Raw genomic sequence first — 17525 nt, forward strand, 5'->3', positions numbered from 1 at the left:
TTCCCCATATTTGCATGACGGTGAAATCCTGGAGTGATATGCCTTACTTCCCTTACTAAATGACAACTTTTACACTCGATATTCCTCCAAAAACAATCGAATCCGTTCAGCAGCTTCCGTCAACCTCTCAGCCGGTTGAACCAAAGCCATCCGGACATACCCTTCACCCTGTTTCCCAAAAGCATCTCCAGGAACGGTTGTAACTCCTGCTTTTTCAATCAGTGCATAGGAAAAATCTCGTGATTTCCAACCAGCTGGAACTTTGGCCCAAATAAACATGGTCGCTGAGGTCCTCGGCACTTTCCATCCCCCTTCGGCAAGGCCTGATATCAAGGCATCACGCCGGGACTCGTATTCCTTAACCTGATCGGATAGCAGCGAAAGGTTGGAAGTAAGCGCCATTTCGGCAGCTTTTTGGATGGGATAAAAAACCCCATAATCAATATGTGATTTCAATGTTCCCAAGATGTTCAGCACATCGCGATTGCCGACCACATACCCAATCCGGCAGCCGGCCATATTAAATGTTTTGGAAAGTGAATTAAATTCAATCCCCACTTCCTTGGCACCAGGAATGGACATAAAACTAATTTGTGGATGATTATCAAAAATCAACTCAGAATAAGCAAAATCGTGAACCACCAGGATCTCATTCTTTTCGGCAAACGATATGACTTCTGAAAAGAAAGCTTCATCAGCAAGGGCGGTGACTGGATTTCCCGGATAACTGATGATCATCATTTTCGTTTTTTTCACTATTTCATCCGGAATGCCGTTGAGCTGCGGCAGGAATCCATTCTCCGCAGTAAGCGCCATCGGATGAATGATTCCGCCGGCAAGCTCAACACTCGCTTCATAAATTGGATATCCCGGATCTGGCACCAGCACATAATCTCCCGGATTTATCATCGCCGTTGCCAAGTGTGCAAGGCCATCCTGGGATCCCATCAGTTGCAGGACTTCCTTTTCTGCATCCAGTTCCACTCCGTAACGCTGCCGATAAAAGTAACGGACTGCCTCATGGAATTCAGGCGTACCTTTTAACGTATATCCATAGGAATTAGGATCCTGTGCATACTTCACAAGCGTATCCACAACAAAATCAGGCGGTGGTAAATCCGGACTTCCGACACTCAAATCAATAACATCCATCCCTCGTTTCATCGCTGCCCGCTTGCGGGTCGCCAACTCTGAAAATATCCCTGTTTTGAATCTTCCGACTTTTTCTGATGGCCCCATATTCATTCTGCGATTCCCCTTCATTAATGATCTTATATCTATCATTATAGCAATCAATCTACAATATTTTATACCCTTAATTAGAGTTCATCAGTATCTGATGAAGAGCTTCATCAAGATGATGGAATTTAAATGCATATCCTTCCTTTTCCAACCTCTCAGGTATGACCCAGCGGCTTTTTAATATCAATTCCGTTTCGGTCCCCATAAAGAAAGCCCCTATTTCAAGCATGGGTGTCGGGCAAGGCATTCCTATCCTTTTATTCATGTTTTTTCTCAAATAGGCCATCAGTTCACGATTTGTAACTGGGTGCGGCGATGAACAATTGAACACCCCGCTCAACTCCTCATTCTTTCTCAGAAAAAGGACAATGTTAAATAAGTCTTCTATATGTATCCAACTGAATTTCTGATTTCCTGATCCTTGATGTCCTCCCAGGCCGAATTTAACCAAATTCCTATAAGGGGTCATCACTCCCCCATCGCCCAATACAATGGCGATCCGTAAAGCAATTTGTCTCGTCTTGGGTAAGCGGAAATCGAAAAATGAGCGCTCCCATGCTTTTGCTACATCAACGGAAAAGCCTGAACCGATTACACCATCCTCTTCTGTCATTGGTTTATCTTCCGCATGCCTGTATATGGTTGCCGTGCTTGAGTTTATCCATAATGAAGGAGGATTTTCACATTGTTCAATCGCCTGTCCGAGCACTTCAGTCGTATTTGTTCGTGAATCTAAGATTTCTTTCTTATTCTTGACATTGTAGCGGCAATTGACTGTTTTTCCGGCGAGGTTGATTAACATATCCGAATTATCGATTGTTTCCCTTATTCCTTCTTTATCTTCCCATCCGATATGCGGGGTTTGCCTGGAGATGATTCTTACCTCATATCCCAAATTCCTGAAATGATTTTCAAAGTATTGACCGACAAAACCAGTCCCGCCAGCTAAAACCACTTTCTTCAGCATATAACCAACCCGCTTTCTGTTATGTGTTAATAGTTCGAGTACTAGTAACATCCTTTTTGTGAATTACTTCACAAAAATTATACCATATTATTACATTAGATGGTATCTACCACGGTGGCAATAATTAAGGAACTTGTCCAAGCAAAAGGGGAAATTACACATAAATTAGTAATGTGGAAAATTATAAAACCAAAGGATGATTACAGTGTCAAATAAAAAACTAAGAACAAGTAGTTCTAGAACTAGTAATTTTATAACTGGTAATTTTAGAAGCGGCACTTCCAAAATTGGAAATAGCAGCCGCAGGGCTGGCTTGATAAGAGTCTTGGAAAATTTATTAAAAAGCAATAACGGTAATTCAATCAAGGAATTTAAACGGGATTTTTAAGAGGTTTCTTTTTTAAAGATTAACATGGAATCCCTTTGGAATATTCTAAAGGGATTCCATATTAATAGCAGATTAATACTGATTGCTAAGTTTTGGTTATGTATATACAAGTCCTAGCTATATATTTCTGGTAAATAACTGTTATATCCAATAGGGATAAAGGAGAAATTACGATGTACTTTCGAGACTGGAAACCTAAAAAAGACATCAAGAAATTAACGGAAATTACGGTAAGTAATTTTCGGGTTTCGTCTGATACAGTGAATGAAATTTTGCAAAAGTCACATAAGGTACTTGTGATTTGTAATGATAAAGGTAAAGTAGTGGGATTTCTTTGTTATAATCTTTATTTATCTAAAGTGGCTCATATTAATTATATAGTGCTTGAGAAGAAGTATAGAGGAAAGGGAAATCTGCAATCCCTTTTACCAGGATTAGTAGCTTATGCAAGAAAAAAAGGGATCCTTGTAGTATCCGGTTTTGTGAACAAATATAACCCTGAAGCATTGCAAAAATTTAAAGAATTTGGATTTAAACCGATTTTAATTTATCATGATGACATTCTAATTCAATCACTGATTTAAAAGGGCCCTCCTGCCCCCTATCACCATAAATACGAAGAAATCGATTAAAATACATTCTGTTTTATCCTTCATTAATTGGACTCTCAATAAGGAATATTAGGATTACTCGGATATATGAATCTTGTGTTTCCATGCAATGAACAACAAGGAAAATGAAATCGCCTGTAAATTCTACATGGATTCATAGGCATTTTCCCTGTAGTCTATTCAACCTTTTATTAAGCCTAAACATGATCTAATTCCTCTCTAGGTTGCCTCTTTATAATCTGTTCTACATTTAATCACGGACAATCTAATTGAACGAAAACCTCCGCCCATATGTCCTCCCTTGGCATCGTATTAGAGATTCCTTTAAAAAGGCCAACAAGTAGAAACCGGTTAACCTTATATGATATCCTAATTGAATTAAACAGGAACGGTACAATATATATTAGAAGGAATACGCATTAATATACAACTTCGAACAATCATTAATTTTTCCTTATTTTCAAAATAATTCAATAAATCATGCATCAAACCGTGTATAGTAATGATATACACTGCTTAATGAGGAGGAAATTATGAAATCAATTGAACTAATCATCTTAAATCTGGAAGAGGTCAGAAGAAGAAACATTAAACTATGGATTTCAATACCTAATGACACTCTCCATTGGAAACCAGATGACAAGGCAATGAGTTGTTTAGAAATGGTTAGACATGTCCTTGATAGTGAGCATTACTATCATTTATCTATTAAAAATCAAGGTAGCTTATCAGTTTATGAATCACCATTCGAAAAACAGCCACTTATCTCTGTCGAAGCAGAATTAAACTTTGCCGAACCCTACAGGCGTGATTTTTTGGAAACAATAAAATCCTTCAACGAAAACGACTTATCAAATATTAAAATTGATCGCTCTAATATAGGATATATTAGAGATTTAGGAGACATGTTACTTAGAATCGCTTATCATGAGTCAGTACATACTGGTCAATTATTGGACTACTTAAGAACTGCCGGAGTTCCTAGAATTAGCGTTTGGGATTAACTGCATCGCTTTCAAAGGGTGATTCATCATGGTGAACACCCTTTTTATTTTGCAGGCGTGTCATATACGGCATGAAAAACCCTTAAGATATCTATAACCTGACTTCAAGATAACTCCGCTCTATTCTAGCCACCCATTAGTGAAAAATAATGATTATCCTAATCAAATCTATAATCATCGTAAAATATTCTTTAAATGTATAAGTCTCACAGTTCAATAATTTTCACACATGATGACAGGCTGTGAAATGTCCATTCCCCATATCCCGGAACTCCGGAACCTTTTCGGCGCAAAGCTCCGTTGCCATCGGACAGCGAGTCCTGAACTTACATCCCGATGGCGGGTTCACCGGACTCGGAATGTCGCCATTTAATATGATCCGCTCCCGCTTTCCTTCGATCCACCATCCCCTGAACTGTTTATCGCACATGCTGATAAACGCAACAGCAAACCAATCAAGAGAATAAGACTGCTGATTCCCCTTTTCATACTCCACCCCCCATTTTTTTGTATTTTCACAATCCCTGCCACTATGTATTACTGATGCGACATCGGCAAACGAATTTAAAGAAAATTATTCTGACAGGTTTTGTATGATTTATTTGTAAACTCACTTAAACTAGTTAAATTCGTCAATAAATACTTTTACTTACAACCAAGAGAGGAAAGGGCTTTGTTCGACGGACTTCTGTAATAATCTTTGTAAAAAAACAATTCATCTCAAAAATTATTCTGTAACCTATGTAAACGGAAAAATTAATCATCAAGAAAATGTTTCATGTAAGAAAATTGTGGAAAAGTACTGATATAGGAGGGATAAGAAATGTTATCTAAAAAACCTGCGGCCAGAATGGTTAGCGCAGTTATTCTAACAAGTACTCTTTTAGGGGCAGGTGCATCGTTTTCAACAGAACCGGTTGGGGCTGCATCCACAATGGGTTCTACTTCTGGCATAGCTAAGGAACATGCTCTTACCACCTTAGATGAAATCTACAACAAAGCTTTTTCAGGAGAAATGCCTTATACTGCCAAGGGTTTGAAAATTAGTGAAAACACCCAAAAAGAAGTATATGAGACATTTGGTTCCCCCCCTGAACCAGGTAAAACCGATAAAAATTTTGACTATTACCATGCAGAAATGGGTCACCCAGGATTTGCATTTGCCTATAACCATGACAAGACCATCTCACAAATCCGATATTTTGGGACAAATGTAGAACGGGACCATAATCTAGGAAGCATCACACCTAAAGTGTTAGGAAAACAACTCGGCAGTGCTGATGAAATACGCCATATTTCCAGTACGAATGAAACCAACTACATTTACAGGACAGGAAATTATGAACTACAATTCATTGTCGGTGAAGATCAAACTGTAGACCATATCAATTTACTCGAAACTAAATAATATCTACGGCAATCATTGCAGGCTGAAGAGAAAGAATATTTTCTCTTCAGCCTTTTTAGTTTCAAGCCCCTTCCTTCACTTTCCTCTTCCAATCCACTGTTACCGTCCAAAATACAGAATGGAATCAGCACCGATCATTCTATTTACAAAAACCATACTCCCCCCAAACGAGTTCTTAATATATATAAAATAAAATTAGCTTGTTCAACATTATTTCCATATATGGAGGGTGTCGGTAAGATGATTAATAAGTTAAGGGCATTCACAGTACCGGTTCTAAGCATAGCCATTCTTTCTCAAGGTCTTCCGGTCGCGGTTGCTGCAAAAGATGCAGAAGACAATCAGCTTGGAGGCAGATGGATGAAAGGTGAATATCATGCCCATACCACTCAGTCCGATGATACCGAGGGATCACAGAGCCTTGAAAGCTTGCTGAATGACGCATTTGATAAGTATGGCATGGATTGGATGGGAACTTCCGACCACTTGAGGATGTCTTCAAGGGATGATGAGGGACATTTGATTCCCGGCGGGCCGATACCGCTATCCCAAGGGATCATTCAATATCAAGCCCCGAAAATGGAACAACTGCAAAAAGAGGGCAAATATAAAAATAAAGTCATGTTTTCAGGCTTCGAATGGGACATGCCCACTTACGAGCATGTCGGCATCGGAATTTTGGGAGACCAGCCGGGATCACCTATAAGTCTGAAAGCTGGCAATCAGTTCGAATATCTCTTCACCAACCAGGATGAAAAGATGTTTGATTCTAAGGATGTAGCCGTCTGGAAAGCCCAAGATCAAAGGGCCAATAAGACACCCAAGGATGCTCGAACAGCCTTGGCATGGCTTGAGAAGAATTATAAGCATACAAGTTATGCCATTTTGAACCATCCATCAAGAAAAAAGGTGTACAACATATCTGATTTCCGCGACTTTAACAATATCGCGCCGGATGTCATGTTTGGATTTGAAGGGATGCCTGGTAACCAGATGGAGCCAGACAGAGGTGGCTTAAACCTGACAACGCCCGAAAACAGGACCTATGGCGGTTCCGATTACATGCTTGCTAAGGTAGGTGGTACATGGGATGCGCTGCTTGGTGAAGGTCGTCAGTTCTGGACCTTTTCCAATTCGGACTCTCATTTCGAAATCAGTCAAAACCGACTTTACTCCAGCGGCTACTGGCCTGGCGAATATTCCAAGAATTATACTTGGGTGAAAGGTTCAACGATGCAATCCGTCCTTGACGGCATGCGATCAGGGAAATCCTTCTCCGTTTTCGGTGACTTGATCGATGCCCTTGATTTCCAAGCTAAAAACGGAAACAACAAGGTGGATATGGGCGGGGAACTTAAAGTGAAGGAAGGACAGATGGTCAAGATCACCATCCGATTTAAGAGCCCCGAAAAGAACAACAACGGGGACCCCGTTAAGGTGGATCACGTAGACCTAATTTCGGGGGAAGTAACCGGGAAAGCAGTGCCTGGAACACCTGCTTATAATAAAGCTACCAATGATACGGCAAAAGTGGCTAAACGCTCTACAAGTAAAGACTGGAAAACCGATGGCGACGGTTTTCATACCATCACTTACAAGGTCAAAGCAAATAAGAATCAATATTTCCGTTTGCGAGGCACGAATCTAGGGGCAAATGTCTCTGGAGAAACGATTGACGGTGAACCGCTAATCGATACGAAGACGGAGAACGAGGATAACGAAACACGTTTTTCAGAAATCAACAAACGTAACTATAAAGACCTTTGGTTCTATTCGAACCCAATTTTCATCAGCGTAGAGGAAAGAAAGCATGATGATAAGCACTAAGTTAAAAAGATCCATTAAATAGTTCCGGACAGTCCAAAAAGGCCCTCTTCCACTTAGCTAATAATAGACGTGGATGAGGGTCTTTTTGGCCCCACAGAAAGGATATGAAATCTTAACGAACCGTTCATTTCCTTTAAGTTCCTTCCTCGAATTAATTAAGCGGTAATTATACTTCTTTCTTTTAGTATTATTTCACTCCGATCCATCAAAATCCGTATAATTCACCAAGATTCATTAACACTAATCATATAAGTTATTTTCATTGACTTTTTTCCTTTTCTTGTTTAGTATCACATTGTATCAATCCCTATCAGATTACTAGGAGGTTTACCGAAATGAAAAAAATGGTTCCGCTTTTATCGCTATTGTTAGCTTTCACTTTTGTACTTACTGCATGTGGTTCAAATACAAAAAATGAGGCGAACGATAACGGCAATAAGTCTTCTTCACAAGAAAGTCTATATGATAAAGTCAAAAAAGATGGCGTATTAACCGTCGGAACAGAAGGTACATACCCTCCTTTCACATTCCACGATGATTCAGGCAAATTAACGGGGTTTGATGTTGAAATCTCTAAAGAAGTCGCAAAACGCCTTGGAGTGAAAGCTGATTTCAAGGAAACACAATGGGACGGCATGTTTGCAGGATTGGATGCCAAACGTTTTGATATGATCGCAAACCAAGTGGGCATCGATAAAGACCGTCAAAAGAAATATGATTTCTCTGACCCATATATTCAATCAGGAGCCGTTTTACTTGTTCACAAAGATAATTCGGATATTAAATCATTCGATGACTTGAAAGGTAAGACTTCTGCTCAATCTTTAACGAGTAACTACAATAAAATAGCCGAATCACATGGTGCAAAGGTTACCGGTATAGAAGGATTTTCCCAGTCTGTACAGCTTATCGGTTCTAAACGTGTAGATGCAACGATCAATGACAAATTGTCGTACCTTGATTATAAAAAGCAACACCCGGATGCACCTATCAAAGTGGCTGATGAGGAAAAAAGCGGAGTTGCCAGTGGTTTAATGTTCAGAAAAGACAGCGACAAATTAGTGGAAGAAGTAAACAAAGCACTTAAAGCCATGAAAGACGACGGCACGTACGCAAAAATCTCAGATAAATGGTTTGGTGAAGATGTTTCTCCTAAGTAATATTTTCAGTGACCCTGAGCGTATGAACCAGCTTGTTTCCATCGCTCAAACCTCCCTCTATCCGATGATAGAGGGAGCTATTAAATATACGATTCCACTAACATTGATCACATTCGTTCTCGGACTTATTCTCGCTGTACTCACAGCATTGGCTAGACTATCTTCCATTAAAATCTTTCAAATAATTGCGCGTGTATATGTGTCAATCATCCGCGGGACACCTTTACTTGTGCAATTATTTATCATTTTCTATGGACTTCCAAATTTAGGTGTAACAATTAATCCTTTCATATCGGCTATTATAGGATTCTCTTTAAATGTGGGAGCATACGCTTCGGAAATTATACGAGCAGCCATTTTATCCATACCAAAAGGACAATGGGAAGCAGGCTATTCAATCGGGATGACATATACCCAAGCTTTAAAGCGCATCATTTTGCCGCAAGCAGCACGTGTATCCATTCCCCCATTATCCAACACGTTCATTAGCCTTTTAAAAGATACATCGCTCGCATCACTCATTCTTGTAACGGAATTATTCCGTAAAGCTCAAGAAATTGCTGCAAAAAACTATGAATTTTTACTATTATACATGGAAGCAGCTGCTTTATATTGGATTTTGTGTACTATTTTATCTTTCATTCAAGGAAGTTTAGAGGACAGACTTAATCGTTATGTAGCAAAATAAGAACCGCAGTAGTTAAAGGAGATTTTAAAATGATCAACATTAAGAATCTTCATAAATCGTTTGGTGACCTTGAAGTATTAAAGGGCATTGATTTGGAAGTGGAGCAGGGTAAAGTCATTGTATTGATCGGTCCTTCGGGTTCAGGTAAAACAACCTTTCTTCGGTGTTTGAATCTCCTTGAGGTGCCAACGGACGGGACGATTGAAATCGATCAAAGCGTAATGGACTTCAAAAAAACCGTTAGAAAAAAATCGATTACATCTTTTCGAAGTTTGACTGGGATGGTTTTCCAAAGTTATAACCTCTTCCCCCACAAAACAGCAGTGGAAAATGTTATGGAAGGCCCCATCATTGTAAAAAACATAGCCAAACATCAAGCGAAAGAAACGGCTGCTGCCCTGCTTACAAAAGTGGGCTTAGGTGAAAAAATCGATTTTTATCCTTTTCAATTGTCCGGCGGACAGCAGCAACGAGTCGGAATTGCAAGGGCCCTGGCCATGGAGCCGAAGGTCATGCTATTCGATGAACCCACCTCCGCTCTTGACCCCGAACTAGTTGGAGACGTGTTACAGGTCATGAAAGACCTGGCAAAAGAAGAAGGCATGACAATGATCGTTGTAACCCATGAAATGCGTTTTGCCCGTGAGGTCGCCGACGAGGTCATTTTCATGGATGAAGGAAAAATAATGGAACGGGGAACACCCGAACAGATTTTCACAAACCCTAAAGAAGCGCGTACACGTAAATTCCTTAATATGATTCAATAAAAAACGGTGCTTTTTCAAGCACCGCTCGCAGCCACCCCCCATTTTTAGAAATGGGGGGTTTTTGCCCATCATCAAATTAATGAGATACTTGGACCTGTTTAGTCTGTGTCCTTGCATGATATACCTGAAAAAGAATTAAAGCAAAAACGGAAAGGATCGCGCCCGATATAAATGGTAAATCTATCGAAATCGAAAATAACCAACCGCCTATCGGAGGACCTGCAATCCTGCCGAACGAGTCGAAGGAAGATAGCAGTCCAGTGACACTGCCATGGCCCGTCATGGAACTTTTAGTCAGCAGTGCCGAAATTGCCGGCCGGATGAACCCATTACCCACTCCGAAAATTGTCAGGAAAACCGCCGATGTCCAAAAACCTGAAGAAAACAGGATCAGAATGAAACCAACTGCCGATACGATGATTCCCATTCGTATGACCGCGCCTTCCCCATATTTCTTTGTCAACCTACCTACTAATCCACCTTGAACGATTGCACTGCCAAACCCCATGATCATGAAGATATAGCCTAATTGGACAAGACTTATATCAGCCTTTTTGGCTGCAAAATAGGCAAAAGTCGTTTCGAGTCCTGCCATTGAAAGGGTGACGATCAATTGCAGAAAGAACATGGTTGTAAGAGGCCCTTTAAAGGCTTTCCACATGGACTCTTCATTTTTAGACTGTTGGGCCCTCTTTTCAACTGGATGTGATTCCTTCAGAATCGCAATTACTAAAAATAAAGTAATCAAAGAAGAAATTCCAGCAATGTAAAACGGTAAATTCAAACTTGATTTGGAGAATACCCCGCCAATCGCCGGACCAAAGATGAATCCAAGCCCTGTAGCCGCACCGATGATTCCCATCCCTTTTCCTCGATCTTCCGGCGTCGTGATATCAGCCACATACGCCATTGCGGTTGGCATGTTTGCCGAAGACAAAATCCCGCCAATGATCCTGGCTACAAATAATACCGATAAGGAATCTGCCGAAGCCGTGATGAAAAACGAAAGGGCCAATCCAGCAATCCCGATTATCATGACAGGCTTACGTCCTATCCGGTCAGATATACGTCCCCACATCGGAGCAAAAAATAATTGCATTAATGAATAAACAGCCATTAAAAGACCAAGCTCAGTAGGACTGCCGCCAACCTTTTCAGCAAGGAACGGAATGACGGGAATGATGATCCCAAATCCGACCATGACTAAAAACATCACTAAAAAAAGAACGGGTAACACCTTTTTTGTTTCCATTATTTTTTCTCCTTTTATTCTTCCACATTCGCTAATAACTTTTATAGAATGATTTGGGTCAAAAGAACAGCAGCGAATCATATTACTTAGCATAATCTTCCTAGCAATACTTTAAACAGTTTATCACACAACCTTTACCAAATCAGTATGAAGCACGATCTTCTTTCTCCCCAAATGAAAGGAAACCCCCTAAAAATCAGGCATACGAGTCCTGATCTTGAAAGTACATTTTCATTTTTTAGCGAAACTTACGTGCTCTTATCCATAGCGTTTTGAAAAAATTATGACGGTTGCCAATGTCACCAATTATTCGAGAAATATCTATCCCTTCCCCCTTATTTTTTCCTATGGGGTACACTATACTGTAGGGTATGATTGAAGTATGGGAGGTAGAAGAATGTCTAATGATCAGTGGATTTTAATTATTGACGATGAAGATGATTTGGCACGTCTCATGGAGACGGTTTTACATAAAGAAGGTATCCCGAATATTGTTACGGCTGGAACGGTTGCGGATGGCTGGTCAAAGTTTCAGGAGATCAATCCTGCACTTGTGCTGCTAGATATTATGCTGCCAGATGGTGAAGGCTATGATTTATGCAAGCAAATTCGTGAAGTGTCGAATGTTCCCGTTTTATTTTTGTCAGCAAAGGATGAGGAAATTGATAAGCTTTTAGGGTTGGCAATTGGCGGGGATGATTATATCACCAAACCATTCAGTCCGAAAGAGGTTGCTTATCGAATAAAGGCACATTTGAGGCGTGCTGGCTTTTCGGATGCAAAAGCTGTTCCGAAAAATTTGCAAGTTGGTCCTTTTGAGCTTAGTGCAAATGAAAATGAAGTGAAAAAGGATGGCAATACGATTGAGCTCACAGCCAAAGAAATCGGTCTGATGAGCTGTTTTATGCATCACCCGAATCAGATCTTAAGCAAGGAAACTTTATTTGAACATGTGTGGGGCGATGATTTCTTTGGCTCTGATAATACAGTGATGGTACATATTCGCCGTTTACGCGAAAAAATCGAGGCAGATCCTTCAAAACCTTCGTTTTTAATAACCGTTAAAGGGCTTGGTTATAAATTACAAACCAAGGGGTGAAACAAGATGAAGTGGAAATTGACACGGCGCTTTTTAGTATCCGTTGTGGCAATAGTTGTAATCGTAGGGATTGTAAATACAATTTTACTTTTAAGCTTACTCTTTTATCGGGCCATGCATGATTTCGGGACTGAAGAAGCATCTGCAGAAAACTTTAGCAGAACATTTTCACAATATGTAGAACTAAAAGATAACAAACCAATTGTAAATGAAGAAGGACTAGAAAAACTGCAGGAGAATAACGCCTGGATACAATTTTTGAATAATAAGGGTGAGCAAGTGGCTGCCTTTTATACTCCTCCAAAATTGCAAACCATGTATTCACCTGTTGAAATCGTCCAAATGTATAAGTATAAAGAAGTTGATGCAGAGACGACTGTTTTTGCAGGTACGGCCCATGATTTCAGCTATTTTGTAGGCGTTAAGGATCAGAAAATAGGTCGCTATGTCCTGACCTATGATTATGAAAAAGTTTTTAAAAACTTTAAAGTCTTCCTTTTACTGTTTTTAATTGTGGATATCATTATTGCAATAGTCATTGGATTCTTATTTGGTAAAAGGTTAACGAATCCGCTTAACATATTAATAGAGGGAATTCAGCAGCTCCGGGAGAAGCGCTTTAAAAGGATGAGCATACCAAAAGGTGTTTATGAAGATGTGTTTCGCAATATGAATGAACTATCGGTAAAGTTAGATCAATATGAGAAAGAACGTGATCAACTCGACCAAATGCGTGAGGAATGGATTAGCAATGTTTCTCATGACATGAAGACACCACTCGCTTCAATCCATGGTTATACAGAATTGATGAAGGATAACGCCACTGATTTAACATCACAGGAACTGTATGAGTATACATCCATTATTAATAGACAGTCCATTTATATGAAAGATTTGTTGGATGACCTAAATTTAACGATGCGTTTACGCAATCAACGACTCCCTTTTCAATTTGAAGATGTAGATATCGTTGGGTTTATACGAGAAATGACGATCGAGCTTTTAAATGATTCACAATTTGGTGATCGCCAGGTTGAATTCGAGGCAAATGTGGATAAGGCAACACATCAAGTGGATAAAAAATTACTGAAACGGGCTATATTTAACTTTATCTACAATGCACTCGTGCATAACGAAGAAAATGTCGTTGTTAAAATACAAATTGATGATATTCATCTACGATCAGAACTTCATACCCAAATTACCATTGCCGATAATGGCCGGGGTATTCCCCCTAAAGATATAGAACAGGTTTTTGAACGATACTATCGAGGTACGAATACAGCCAGTGCACATGGGACTGGTTTAGGAATGGCTATTGCAAGAGATATTATTCTTGCTCATAATGGGAAACTTAATTTGACTAGCGTTGAAAATGAAGGAACCACCATTACTATACTTTTATAATTATTTTTCTTACGGAGAAAGGGCTGTCCTTCACTTACAGACAGCCCTTCTTTCATATTTTATTTTGTTTGTGCCTTTTTTGGAATTTCCTCAAATTTCACTTCATCATATGACGAAACTTCATCACCATTTTTCACGTACATCTTTAAGTAAGCATCTTTTCGAAGATTTTTTGTTGCCGTGAATTCAAGTGGTATCGTTTCACCATCTGCATTTTTGGCGTCCAGTTTATAAGAATAATAAGTCATGACTGAACCATCATCCAGTTTGGTTTCATGCTGTACTCCATCCTCTGTAACCTGCAAATAATAATTGTCGGCATTCATGCGGTTAAAGTCTATTTTAGTAAGCGCGAAGACTCCCGCCGCTCCCAATATTAACAAAATACCAATTACCATAAAAAATTTCTTCATTCCGATCATCCTTCTGTTTTATTATTTTGTGTGATAATACGATTATAGGAAGCTACCGTTAAGATATAATACAGCCCGTAGATAACCGTATAAGCAATCATCCAGATCAACACAGGTTTTGCTAGGTCCATCATCAATAAGCCCGAGAAGGCTTTTAAAGCGATTGCGCTGTGTAATAACCCCACTGCCAGTGGAACGAAAAAGATTACGAAAACTTGTGAGGCAATGGATTTCCTCATTTCTTTTGCGTTAACGCCCATTTTATGAAGCATATTATATTGTGATTTATCTTCCTCAGCTTCAGTTAGAACTTTAAAGTAAATGATACTGCCTGTAGCAGCTAAAAAAACCAAACCCAGAAAACTTCCGATAAAGAGCAATGAGCCTACACCTTCGATGCTTGTTTGGAAATCTTTAGGTGCACTAGAAAATAGCGCTTCTTCAGGTATTTGTTTTGCAATTTTTTCAGATAAATCCGTGGAAGCTTGATCCATTCCAATAACACGATAATTTAGGTGTTCGCCTTCTGTTTGCAATGCTTTAAATTGATCATTTGATACAACCACTGTAATGCCTGCTGTTCCGGCATTTAAAACTGTTTGTGTTTTATAGCTTTGGAATGTGATTGCCTTGCTGTTTTCTGTCTTAATGGTCTTGTCCTTGTATTTTGGTGAGAATCTTTTGTCATATCCAATATCTAGAATAACTGCATTGTCATCATTCACAAGCAGTGCTTCCTTGCCTTGTACTTCTGCTAATTCGTTATATGTTTTTTCGTCGATAACTGTATAAATTCTTTTTTCCGAGCTATCGAATGCTGATGCCGTGTTTAATTCTTTCGTATTAAATGGGACAGATAGTGCTACGATATTTTTATCGTACAAGGTATCTGGCAATACAGCGCTGACTTGTTGATCGATTTTTTCATCCGTTTGCTGATACATGAAGGTATTCGGATCAGCGGTCATAACTTGGTCATTTGCGTTGTAATAAAGACCATAAACCGCACCGCCAGCCGTTACCGTTGTAGCACTTAACACTGCAATTACGGTCAATGTACGTGCATTGCCCCGAATCCGATATAGCAGTTGCGAAATCGTCATTAAATGAAGGCCTTTCCATAGCCATTTTTCATTTTTCTTAATCATGGCCAACACAAAGCCTGTCACGCTATGAAACAATAAAAATGTACCGGCAATTACTGTTGTCAAAATAGTGAGTGCCGTCATTAAAAAGCCGGCTTTTTCCCACACTTTAGAAGTAAAAAGGTCTTGCATCGCCAACCAATAACCAATGACCATCAGGGAAACTCCCAAAATGGCTACAATCATTGATGGCTTCGGAGCCGCTTCCCCTTTTTTAGATGCATGGAAGAGATCAATTAGTTTAAATTGATATATTAAACGATAGCCCTGGAATGATGTCACCAAGAAAATAATAAGAAATACGATAGAGGTGTTCCAAGCTGCAGATCCCGAAAATGTAAATGGTGCTATGACATCATAACCCATTAAATAAATCAAAATCGTCATGAATCCTTTTGAACAAAGGAATCCAAGTAAAATCCCCACAACTAATGAAACCAAACCTAGTAATAAATTTTCAAAGAAGAGCATAAACCCTATTTGACGATTACGTACGCCAAGCAATGCATATAATGCCACTTCTTTTTTACGTTTTTTCATAAAGAATGAATTTGAATAGGCAATAAAAATGGCAACGAAGAAAATCAGGATGACTGCCGCACCACTCATCAATGAACCTAATTTTTGTGATGAAGCCGTTTGTTCTGCAATCGTGTCGCTATATTTTAATGTTACAAATGTGAAGTATATGATAATGCTAAAAACCATGGATGCGATATATAAAAAATATTGGGAGAGGTTTCGTGCAATATTTTTTCTCGCTAGACTAAATAACGTCATCTACCTCACCTCCAATTGTTGCAAGGACATCCAAAATCTCTTGGAAGAAAGCTTTACGTGTTCGGCCACGACGATAAATTTCTGTTGAAAGCGTACCATCCTTGATGAAAATAATCCGCCGGCAGAAGCTTGCGGCATATGCATCATGTGTCACCAACATGATGGTGGAATTATTATTTTCATTCAATTCACTTAAGCTTTCCAGCAGGCCTGTCGCCGATTTTGAGTCAAGCGCACCCGTTGGCTCATCTGCAAGGATCAATGCTGGCTCTGTCACAAGCGCCCTGGCTGCAGCTGTTCTTTGCTTTTGACCACCGGAGATTTGGTATGGATATTTAGCTAGTAAACCTTCAATTCCAAATACTTTAGCAATCCGATTCACTAAGATAGTAATTTCTTTCGCTGGAATTTTCGCAATCGCCAGTGGTAATAATATATTTTCCTTCACAGTCAATGAATCGAGCAAATTGTAGTCTTGGAAGATAAAACCAAGGTTATCACGCCTGAAATCCGTTAATTCGGCTCCCGACATATCGTGAATGCTCGTATCATTCATATATATTTTCCCTTCTGTTGGCGAGTCAATAGTTGCTAACATATTAAGCAAAGTTGATTTCCCCGCTCCAGAAGGTCCCATGATACCTACAAACTCTCCTTCATGAATGTCAAAAGATATATTTTCTAACGCTGTGTAGGAAGCGCTTGATTTACCATAAGTTTTTTTTATATTTTCTACTTTTAATAATGGTTCCATGTATTTCACCTCTTCAATATTGTTGATACTTATACTTTACATGCTCATCCTTACAGCATAATTATGCCAACCTTACAGCAAGCTTAAATCTATAAAAAAAAACGCCTTCCAATTAAATAGGAAGACGTTTTTTTATGGATTTGTCAAAAGTAAAAGTACTGAGTAAATACGAAATCAGGTTCTTTATCATTTAACTTTGCTTCAATATCCTGCGGTCGATTACGAAATTCCCAAATGGGATGAATGAAACGATGAAGATCATCGCCATTTTAAAAAAGGACCATTTTGATTTGATGCTCACATAGAGCAGTAATAGCCCAAACACGACAAATAAGAAACCATGGATGCTTCCTAAAATGAGTGTTGCTTCCCCAATATCCAATAAGTACTTAATGGGCATACCAATAGCAAGCAATAGAACATATGAGATTCCCTCAATTATTGTAATAAACCGAAACCATCCAATAGCTGTAGAAAACATTCGCACATCCCCTTATTCATTGTACAAGTCACAAACAGACTTCCAGCAACTTGTGCCCCATCCAAAATATGTTCCTCTATCATATTATATTACTGGCAGATCCCCTAATAAAAAGTTCCAGGATCCGTTTGC

16 protein-coding genes and 1 pseudogene are annotated in these 17525 nt (G+C 39.3%); 9 read left to right on the top strand and 8 right to left on the bottom strand.

What is annotated here, in order from left to right:
* Positions 1 to 69: 69 nt before the first annotated feature.
* Together AC1DVK_RS03380 and AC1DVK_RS03385 are read right to left on the bottom strand one after the other, a co-directional pair.
* Positions 70 to 1245: an LL-diaminopimelate aminotransferase gene (locus AC1DVK_RS03380; RefSeq protein WP_477625828.1), complete on the bottom strand. Its 1176-nt coding sequence runs from the start codon at positions 1243 to 1245 to the stop codon at positions 70 to 72.
* A gap of 70 nt (positions 1246 to 1315) precedes the next feature.
* Complete coding sequence (locus AC1DVK_RS03385) at positions 1316 to 2209, bottom strand: TIGR01777 family oxidoreductase (protein ID WP_477625829.1); 894 nt, start codon at positions 2207 to 2209, stop codon at positions 1316 to 1318.
* 561 nt (positions 2210 to 2770) lie between these two features.
* On the opposite strand from AC1DVK_RS03385, the gene AC1DVK_RS03390 reads away from it, so the two are divergent.
* Both AC1DVK_RS03390 and AC1DVK_RS03395 read left to right on the top strand, forming a co-directional pair.
* On the top strand, positions 2771 to 3181 hold the full coding sequence (locus AC1DVK_RS03390; RefSeq protein WP_089362864.1) for a GNAT family N-acetyltransferase: 411 nt from the start codon (positions 2771 to 2773) through the stop codon (positions 3179 to 3181).
* 560 nt (positions 3182 to 3741) lie between these two features.
* Positions 3742 to 4212: a DinB family protein gene (locus AC1DVK_RS03395; RefSeq protein ID WP_477625830.1), complete on the top strand. Its 471-nt coding sequence runs from the start codon at positions 3742 to 3744 to the stop codon at positions 4210 to 4212.
* A 223-nt stretch (positions 4213 to 4435) separates the two neighbouring features.
* Here AC1DVK_RS03395 and AC1DVK_RS03400 read toward each other — a convergent pair.
* Positions 4436 to 4603, bottom strand: a pseudogene (locus AC1DVK_RS03400) (oligopeptide/dipeptide ABC transporter ATP-binding protein); the annotation flags it as partial.
* Between the two features lie 432 nt (positions 4604 to 5035).
* On the opposite strand from AC1DVK_RS03400, the gene AC1DVK_RS03405 reads away from it, so the two are divergent.
* From AC1DVK_RS03405 to AC1DVK_RS03425, 5 genes are all read left to right on the top strand, one after another.
* Positions 5036 to 5620: a YjgB family protein gene (locus AC1DVK_RS03405; protein WP_477625831.1), complete on the top strand. Its 585-nt coding sequence runs from the start codon at positions 5036 to 5038 to the stop codon at positions 5618 to 5620.
* A 240-nt stretch (positions 5621 to 5860) separates the two neighbouring features.
* The gene (locus tag AC1DVK_RS03410) at positions 5861 to 7447 is read left to right on the top strand and encodes an S-layer protein (protein ID WP_477625832.1); all 1587 of its coding nucleotides are present in this window, start codon (positions 5861 to 5863) and stop codon (positions 7445 to 7447) included.
* A 335-nt stretch (positions 7448 to 7782) separates the two neighbouring features.
* A complete protein-coding gene (locus AC1DVK_RS03415) occupies positions 7783 to 8607 on the top strand; it encodes an amino acid ABC transporter substrate-binding protein (protein ID WP_089362860.1) in 825 nt (274 codons plus the stop codon).
* Positions 8591 to 9295 (top strand): amino acid ABC transporter permease, encoded by a 705-nt coding sequence (locus AC1DVK_RS03420; RefSeq protein ID WP_061461694.1) that lies wholly within the window; start codon positions 8591 to 8593, stop codon positions 9293 to 9295. The genes AC1DVK_RS03415 and AC1DVK_RS03420 overlap by 17 nt, the downstream gene beginning before the upstream one ends.
* 29 nt (positions 9296 to 9324) lie before the next feature.
* On the top strand, positions 9325 to 10062 hold the full coding sequence (locus AC1DVK_RS03425; protein ID WP_089362859.1) for an amino acid ABC transporter ATP-binding protein: 738 nt from the start codon (positions 9325 to 9327) through the stop codon (positions 10060 to 10062).
* Positions 10063 to 10138: 76 nt separating this feature from the next.
* Here AC1DVK_RS03425 and AC1DVK_RS03430 read toward each other — a convergent pair whose 3' ends face one another.
* Positions 10139 to 11314: an MFS transporter gene (locus AC1DVK_RS03430; RefSeq protein ID WP_410861695.1), complete on the bottom strand. Its 1176-nt coding sequence runs from the start codon at positions 11312 to 11314 to the stop codon at positions 10139 to 10141.
* A 397-nt stretch (positions 11315 to 11711) separates the two neighbouring features.
* On the opposite strand from AC1DVK_RS03430, the gene AC1DVK_RS03435 reads away from it, so the two are divergent.
* Both AC1DVK_RS03435 and AC1DVK_RS03440 read left to right on the top strand, forming a co-directional pair.
* Positions 11712 to 12413 carry a response regulator transcription factor gene (locus tag AC1DVK_RS03435; RefSeq protein ID WP_410861694.1) on the top strand — a complete coding sequence of 234 codons (702 nt, stop codon included), beginning with the start codon at positions 11712 to 11714 and terminating at the stop codon, positions 12411 to 12413.
* A gap of 6 nt (positions 12414 to 12419) precedes the next feature.
* Positions 12420 to 13820 carry a sensor histidine kinase gene (locus tag AC1DVK_RS03440; RefSeq protein ID WP_410861693.1) on the top strand — a complete coding sequence of 467 codons (1401 nt, stop codon included), beginning with the start codon at positions 12420 to 12422 and terminating at the stop codon, positions 13818 to 13820.
* Between the two features lie 59 nt (positions 13821 to 13879).
* Here AC1DVK_RS03440 and AC1DVK_RS03445 read toward each other — a convergent pair whose 3' ends face one another.
* From AC1DVK_RS03445 to AC1DVK_RS03460, 4 genes are all read right to left on the bottom strand, one after another.
* Positions 13880 to 14233, bottom strand: a complete 354-nt coding sequence (locus AC1DVK_RS03445) for a YxeA family protein (RefSeq protein ID WP_284471765.1) — start codon at positions 14231 to 14233, stop codon at positions 13880 to 13882.
* A gap of 5 nt (positions 14234 to 14238) precedes the next feature.
* Positions 14239 to 16158: an ABC transporter permease gene (locus AC1DVK_RS03450; protein ID WP_477625833.1), complete on the bottom strand. Its 1920-nt coding sequence runs from the start codon at positions 16156 to 16158 to the stop codon at positions 14239 to 14241.
* Positions 16145 to 16912: an ABC transporter ATP-binding protein gene (locus AC1DVK_RS03455; RefSeq protein WP_061461687.1), complete on the bottom strand. Its 768-nt coding sequence runs from the start codon at positions 16910 to 16912 to the stop codon at positions 16145 to 16147. Before AC1DVK_RS03455 ends, AC1DVK_RS03450 begins: the two co-directional genes overlap by 14 nt.
* 190 nt (positions 16913 to 17102) lie before the next feature.
* Positions 17103 to 17393, bottom strand: coding sequence for a DUF3817 domain-containing protein (locus AC1DVK_RS03460; RefSeq protein WP_061461686.1), 291 nt, complete (start codon positions 17391 to 17393; stop codon positions 17103 to 17105).
* Positions 17394 to 17525 lie beyond the last annotated feature (132 nt).

It is taken from the genome of Peribacillus sp. P4_B1 (assembly GCF_056402395.1).